5 protein-coding genes are annotated in these 5,759 nt (G+C 34.7%); 3 read left to right on the forward strand and 2 right to left on the reverse strand.

What is annotated here, in order from left to right; translation table 11 throughout:
• Nucleotides 1-124 precede the first annotated feature (124 nt).
• From purB to asnS, 3 genes are all read left to right on the forward strand, one after another.
• Nucleotides 125-1,471: an adenylosuccinate lyase gene (gene purB, locus K8V80_RS09385; protein WP_276777334.1), complete on the forward strand. Its 1,347-nt coding sequence runs from the start codon at nucleotides 125-127 to the stop codon at nucleotides 1,469-1,471.
• 60 nt (nucleotides 1,472-1,531) lie between these two features.
• On the forward strand, nucleotides 1,532-2,845 hold the full coding sequence (locus K8V80_RS09390) for a pseudouridine synthase (protein ID WP_276777337.1): 1,314 nt from the start codon (nucleotides 1,532-1,534) through the stop codon (nucleotides 2,843-2,845).
• Nucleotides 2,846-2,924: 79 nt separating this feature from the next.
• Nucleotides 2,925-4,328 carry an asparagine--tRNA ligase gene (gene asnS, locus K8V80_RS09395; protein WP_006743552.1) on the forward strand — a complete coding sequence of 468 codons (1,404 nt, stop codon included), beginning with the start codon at nucleotides 2,925-2,927 and terminating at the stop codon, nucleotides 4,326-4,328.
• Nucleotides 4,329-4,446: 118 nt separating this feature from the next.
• Here asnS and K8V80_RS09400 read toward each other — a convergent pair whose 3' ends face one another.
• Both K8V80_RS09400 and K8V80_RS09405 read right to left on the reverse strand, forming a co-directional pair.
• Nucleotides 4,447-5,484 (reverse strand): glycerophosphodiester phosphodiesterase, encoded by a 1,038-nt coding sequence (locus tag K8V80_RS09400; protein WP_276777341.1) that lies wholly within the window; start codon nucleotides 5,482-5,484, stop codon nucleotides 4,447-4,449.
• Between the two features lie 113 nt (nucleotides 5,485-5,597).
• Nucleotides 5,598-5,759, reverse strand: a 162-nt coding sequence (locus tag K8V80_RS09405; RefSeq protein WP_276775082.1) for a transposase, incomplete at its 5' end; no start/stop codon positions are given.

Raw genomic sequence — 5,759 nt, forward strand, 5'->3', positions numbered from 1 at the left:
TTTCTTCTTCTATGTCAGTCTTTGTTTTGATATTAAATGATAATATTAACTTTTTGTATTCTTATACTTAATAACTCGATAAAAAACGTTAGTTTTGTACTTTGTCAATTAGCTTGAAATACATATGAAACTCGACTTATTAACAGCTATATCGCCCATTGATGGCAGATATAGAGGTAAGACTGAAGACTTAGCTTCTTATTTTTCAGAATTTGCACTCATAAAATACAGAGTACAAGTTGAAGTAGAATATTTTATAGCACTCTGTGAGTTGCCATTACCTCAGTTAAAAGGTATTGATACAGCGATTTTTCAGAATTTGCGTGCTCTTTATGAAAACTTCTCTGAAAAAGAGGCTCAACGTATTAAAGATATTGAGTCTGTAACTAATCATGATGTTAAAGCGGTAGAATACTTTTTAAAAGAAGAATTTGATAAGTTAGGAGATCTAAATGAGTATAAAGAGTTTATACACTTTGGATTAACATCTCAAGACATCAATAATACAGCAGTTCCTTTATCCATAAAGGAGGCTATGGAAAATGTATACTATCCTGCCATACATGAGATTATAACCAAGTTGAATGGTTATGCTTGTGAGTGGGAAGATATACCTATGTTAGCAAAAACTCATGGTCAGCCAGCTTCTCCAACACGACTAGGTAAAGAAATCAAAGTATTTGCTTATCGCTTAGAGAGACAACTAGAAGATTTAAAATCTGTGGTTATTTCAGGTAAGTTTGGTGGAGCAACAGGAAACTTTAATGCTCATCATGTGGCTTATCCTGAATATAATTGGAAAGAATTTGGAGCTAACTTCTTATCCCAGCACTTAGGGATAATCCGTGAAGAATATACTACTCAAATAGCCAATTATGATAATTTGTCAGCATTATTTGACTCTTTGAAACGAATCAACACCATAATTATGGATTTGGATCGTGATTTCTGGCAGTATATATCGATGGAATACTTTAAGCAAAAAATAAAAGCTGGTGAAGTAGGTTCAAGTGCTATGCCACATAAGGTCAACCCTATTGACTTTGAAAACTCAGAAGGTAACTTAGGTATAGCAAATGCTATCTTTGAACATCTATCAAGGAAACTTCCTATTTCTAGGCTACAAAGAGACTTAACGGATTCCACAGTTTTAAGAAATATTGGTGTACCTTTAGGACATACAATTATTGCTATAAAAAGCACATTGAAAGGATTGACTAAGTTGCTTTTAAATGAAAAAGCAATTCATCGAGATTTAGATAGTTGCTGGAGTGTGGTTGCAGAAGCGATTCAGACAATTTTGAGAAGAGAAGGCTATCCTAATCCATATGAGGCATTGAAAGCATTGACACGAACAAATAAAATAATAAATGAAGAGTCTATCCATAACTTTATAGATGAACTCGACATTAAAGAAGAACTTAAAAAAGAGTTAAAGGCTATTACACCTCAAAACTATACAGGGATGTAATCGTTAAAATACTACAGTTAATTGTTTTGGCCGTGAGGCTTAATTTATTACGAATAAAAGATGAACAAAGAAAACGAAAATTGGCAAGACTCTCCGCAGACTGGCCGTGAGGCGAATAGAGAAAACAAAAAGAGCCTTTATCGTCGTGGCGATAAATCCTCTCAGGCCCCTCGTTCAAACTATCGTAGGAGAGAAGAAGGAGAAGGAAGTAATCGTCCTTCATATAATCAGTATCCAAAAAGAAATTACTCCCGTCAAGACGGAGATAATCGAAACTATCGCTCTTCATACTCACGTAATTCAGACGAAGGCAATCGTTATGATGGTAACGCTTACTCTGAAGGAAGAAGAGATAATTGGAGAGGAGGAGATAATAAACGCTCTTATGGAAATGAGAGAAGAGAATATACTCCAAGATATAATAGAGATAATCAAGACGGAGGCAATAGAGGTGGTTATAGCAGAGGCTATGATAATAATAGAGGGGGATATGATCGTAACTCGGATTACCGCTCAAGAAAACCAAGTTTTTCTTCTGATAGGAGAGAAGGAGACTATGGTCGTCCTTATAGACGCCGTACTGAAGACTATGATCCTAACGCAAAATATTCTAAACGTAAACAAATAGAATATAAACAACAATTTGTTGATCCTAATGAGCCTATTCGTTTAAATAAATATTTAGCTAATGCTGGAGTGTGTTCTAGAAGAGAAGCTGATGAATTTATTGAAACAGGTGCTGTTACAGTGAATGGTGAAATTGTTAAGGAGTTGGGAACGAAAGTGAAACGCTCTGATGAAGTGAAGTTCAATGGTGAATTAGTTTCTATTGAAAAGAAAGTATATGTTCTATTGAATAAGCCTAAAGATTGTGTTACAACAATGGATGATCCACAAGAAAGACAAACTGTAATGGATTTTGTTAAAAATGCTTGTGATGAAAGAATTTATCCAGTAGGGCGTCTAGATAGAAAAACAACAGGAGTTTTGTTGTTGACTAATGATGGAGATTTGGCCTCTAAGTTGACTCATCCCAAATATGATAAAAAGAAAATTTATCATGTTACGTTGGATAGAAACATAGTGAAGGCTGATTTAGAGAAAATAGCTGAAGGTATTGAGCTTGAAGATGGTCTGATTAAGGCTGACGAGGTGGGTTACACCGATGAGTTTAAACGCAATCAGGTGGGTATTGAAATTCACTCTGGTAAGAATCGTATTGTTCGCCGTATCTTTGAATCTCTAGGTTATAGAGTGACAAAGTTAGATCGTGTTTACTTTGCAGGATTGACTAAGAAAGGTTTACGAAGAGGTCAATGGCGCTATCTATCAGAACAAGAAGTTTCGTTCTTGAAAATGGGATCTTTTGAATAATTTAATATAAATATAATACAGCAGCAAGAGGATATCAAAACTTCTCTTGCTGTTGGTTTTAAATAAGAATTTTAATAGTATGGAAATAATTAGTAGAACAAGAATTGTTGACCTGCTGAAGAGAGAAGACTTTGGTGCTATGGTCAATGTTAAAGGGTGGGTACGTACTCGCAGAGGTAGTAAAAAGGTAAACTTTATCGCACTTAATGATGGTTCTACAATCAATAATGTACAGTTAGTCGTCGATCTAGGAGAGTTTGATGAGGAACTTCTTAAAAAAATAACAACAGGTGCTTGTATAAGTGTTAATGGCGTGTTGACAGAGTCAATGGGTAAGGGACAAAATGCTGAAATTCAAGTGAAAGAAATTGAAGTTTTGGGTGTTTGTGATAGCTCTTTTCCTTTACAAAAGAAAGGCCACTCTTTGGAGTTCCTTCGTGAAATAGCTCACTTACGTCCTCGCACAAATACATTTGGAGCTGTTTTCCGCATTCGTCATAATATGGCATATGCTATTCATAAATATTTCCATGATCGTGGTTTCTTCTATTTCCACACTCCTTTGATAACAGGTTCTGATGCAGAAGGTGCTGGAGAAATGTTTCAAGTGACCACTTTAGATTTAAATAATGTTCCAAAGGATGAGAATGGAAAGATAAATTATAAGGAAGATTTCTTTGGTAAAGAAGCTAACCTAACTGTATCTGGTCAGTTGGAGGGAGAATTAGCAGCAACTGCATTAGGTGCTATCTATACATTTGGCCCAACTTTTAGAGCTGAAAACTCAAATACTCCTCGTCACTTAGCTGAGTTCTGGATGATAGAACCAGAAGTTGCCTTCAATGATAATAACGATAATATGAATCTTGCTGAAGATTTTATTAAATATTGCGTTCAATGGGCATTAGACAATTGTATGGATGATCTTAAGTTCCTAAATGAACACTTTGATAAAGGTCTTATTGAAAGGCTTCAAGGAGTTGTAAAAGTAGAATTTAAGCGTGCTACATATACTGAAGGTATTAAAGTACTAGAAGAAGCTGTGGCTAAGGGACACAAATTTGAATTCCCGGTTTATTGGGGTGCAGACTTAGCATCTGAGCATGAACGTTTTTTAGTGGAAGAACACTACAAACGTCCTGTTATTATGACAGACTATCCTAAAGAAATTAAAGCTTTCTACATGAAGCAGAATGAAGATGGTAAGACTGTTCGTGGTATGGATGTGTTGTTCCCTAAAATTGGAGAAATCATAGGAGGTTCAGAACGTGAAGTAGATTATGACACATTAATGCAAAGAGTGGAAGAAAATCATATTCCTCTTAAAGATATGTGGTGGTATCTAGATACTCGTAAATATGGTTCTTGTCCACACTCTGGATTTGGATTGGGTTTTGAACGTTTACTATTATTTGTTACAGGTATGTCAAATATTCGTGACGTAATACCTTTCCCAAGGACTCCAAATAATGCAGATTTTTAAAAATTAAATAAATGTTTAAAAGGGACCTGTTTATAATGAATAGGTCCCTTTTTGTATTCAATAAATAAGGCTATCCAACCTATGGTAAGATAGCCTTATTTATAATTTATAGTGACCTCTATTTCTGCACTAAACTTAGTGCAAGTTCAGGTTCGTCAGTAGTTATGAATCTGGCTCCTGCATTTAATAGTTTTTGCATGATTAGTTCTTCATTAACTGTCCAGAAATTGGTGGTTAAACCTAGTTGATTGCAGCGATCAATTAGAGTTGAGTCTTTTTCGAATGAGCTAAAATGATAATCAATACCTGATATTTTAGCCTCTTTAATTTCTTCGAGAGCTTTATTTGTTTCTAAGTATGCTGTATGAGCTGTTTTATCTAGCTCAGAAACTCTTTTTATGTTATCAAAGCTGAAGCAGATATAATCAACCCAAGCTTGTGCTTTAGCTGTGTGTACGGCATTTACTACAGCATCAGTAAGTTCTCTATTTCTTTCAGCTCCTTTTTGAGAAACTTTAATTTCTAAAACCACCTTTGTCTTGTTTTGAGTCTTGATGAGTTTAAGATAGTCATTTAAGGAAGGAACGAATTCTCCATTCAATAATTCAACTTTCTTTAAGTCAGCACCTATGTTCTCTTCTAGTTTTAAACCTCCGATTTCAGGATCATGAGAAAGAATAATTTCATTGTCTAAAGAATACCATACGTCAAATTCTGCAGCTTCACAACCTAGAGCTATAGCAGCTTTAAGACTTCCTATAGAGTTCTGGCTGACTTCATGATGTTTCCATGCACCACGGTGGGCTATAACACCATTTTTGATGAATTCATCTTTTACGAGGATGAAGCTTTTCTTTTTATCTCCGTATGTTAATTCTATTTCATATTTAAAAGGTGAGTTTGTAGTAAGTTGAATACCTTCATTAAGAGTGATCTCTCCTTTATTGTTGATGTTGAATATTTGAGCAGTATCTTGTGATAAAGTAGGAACACCTTCAATTCCCACTGCTTTTGATATTGTAGCACCTTGCTGATTCATAGGAATAGTGTAGCTTTCTAAACTAATTAGAGAGTCGGCATCAATTTGTTTTGTCTCATTTTGAGAAGTACAGCTAATCATAAATAAGCTAGCTACTCCTAGTAATAAATATTTCATAATAAATTAGTGTTTAAAACATAGTTGTTTATAAGTTGGAATAGACAAAGGTAGTGATATGAGTCTAAAATAGGCAATATCCGGATCACCTGCAAAACTTGGGGGATAACTTATTAAGCAAATAATTTAGTAACCCTAAATAGAAAGAAACTAATATCTGTAACCCCTCTTAGTTGAGTCCTAAAGGCTTTTAGTTTAGCGTTAAAACTCTCTGCAAAAGCATTTGTTGATCGATTGTTGAAGAAGTTTAATATTTCATCATAATGTGAATAGAT

Source organism: Bacteroides coprosuis (assembly GCF_020741705.1).
Lineage (GTDB): Bacteria > Bacteroidota > Bacteroidia > Bacteroidales > Bacteroidaceae > Bacteroides_E > Bacteroides_E coprosuis.

Coding starts and splice junctions, on each gene's coding strand:
- K8V80_RS09390 (WP_276777337.1), top strand. CDS start 1,532: ATGAACAAAGAAAACGAAAATTGGCAAGACTCTCCGCAGACTGGCCGT.
- purB (WP_276777334.1), top strand. CDS start 125: ATGAAACTCGACTTATTAACAGCTATATCGCCCATTGATGGCAGATAT.
- K8V80_RS09400 (WP_276777341.1), bottom strand. CDS start 5,484: ATGAAATATTTATTACTAGGAGTAGCTAGCTTATTTATGATTAGCTGT.
- asnS (WP_006743552.1), top strand. CDS start 2,925: ATGGAAATAATTAGTAGAACAAGAATTGTTGACCTGCTGAAGAGAGAA.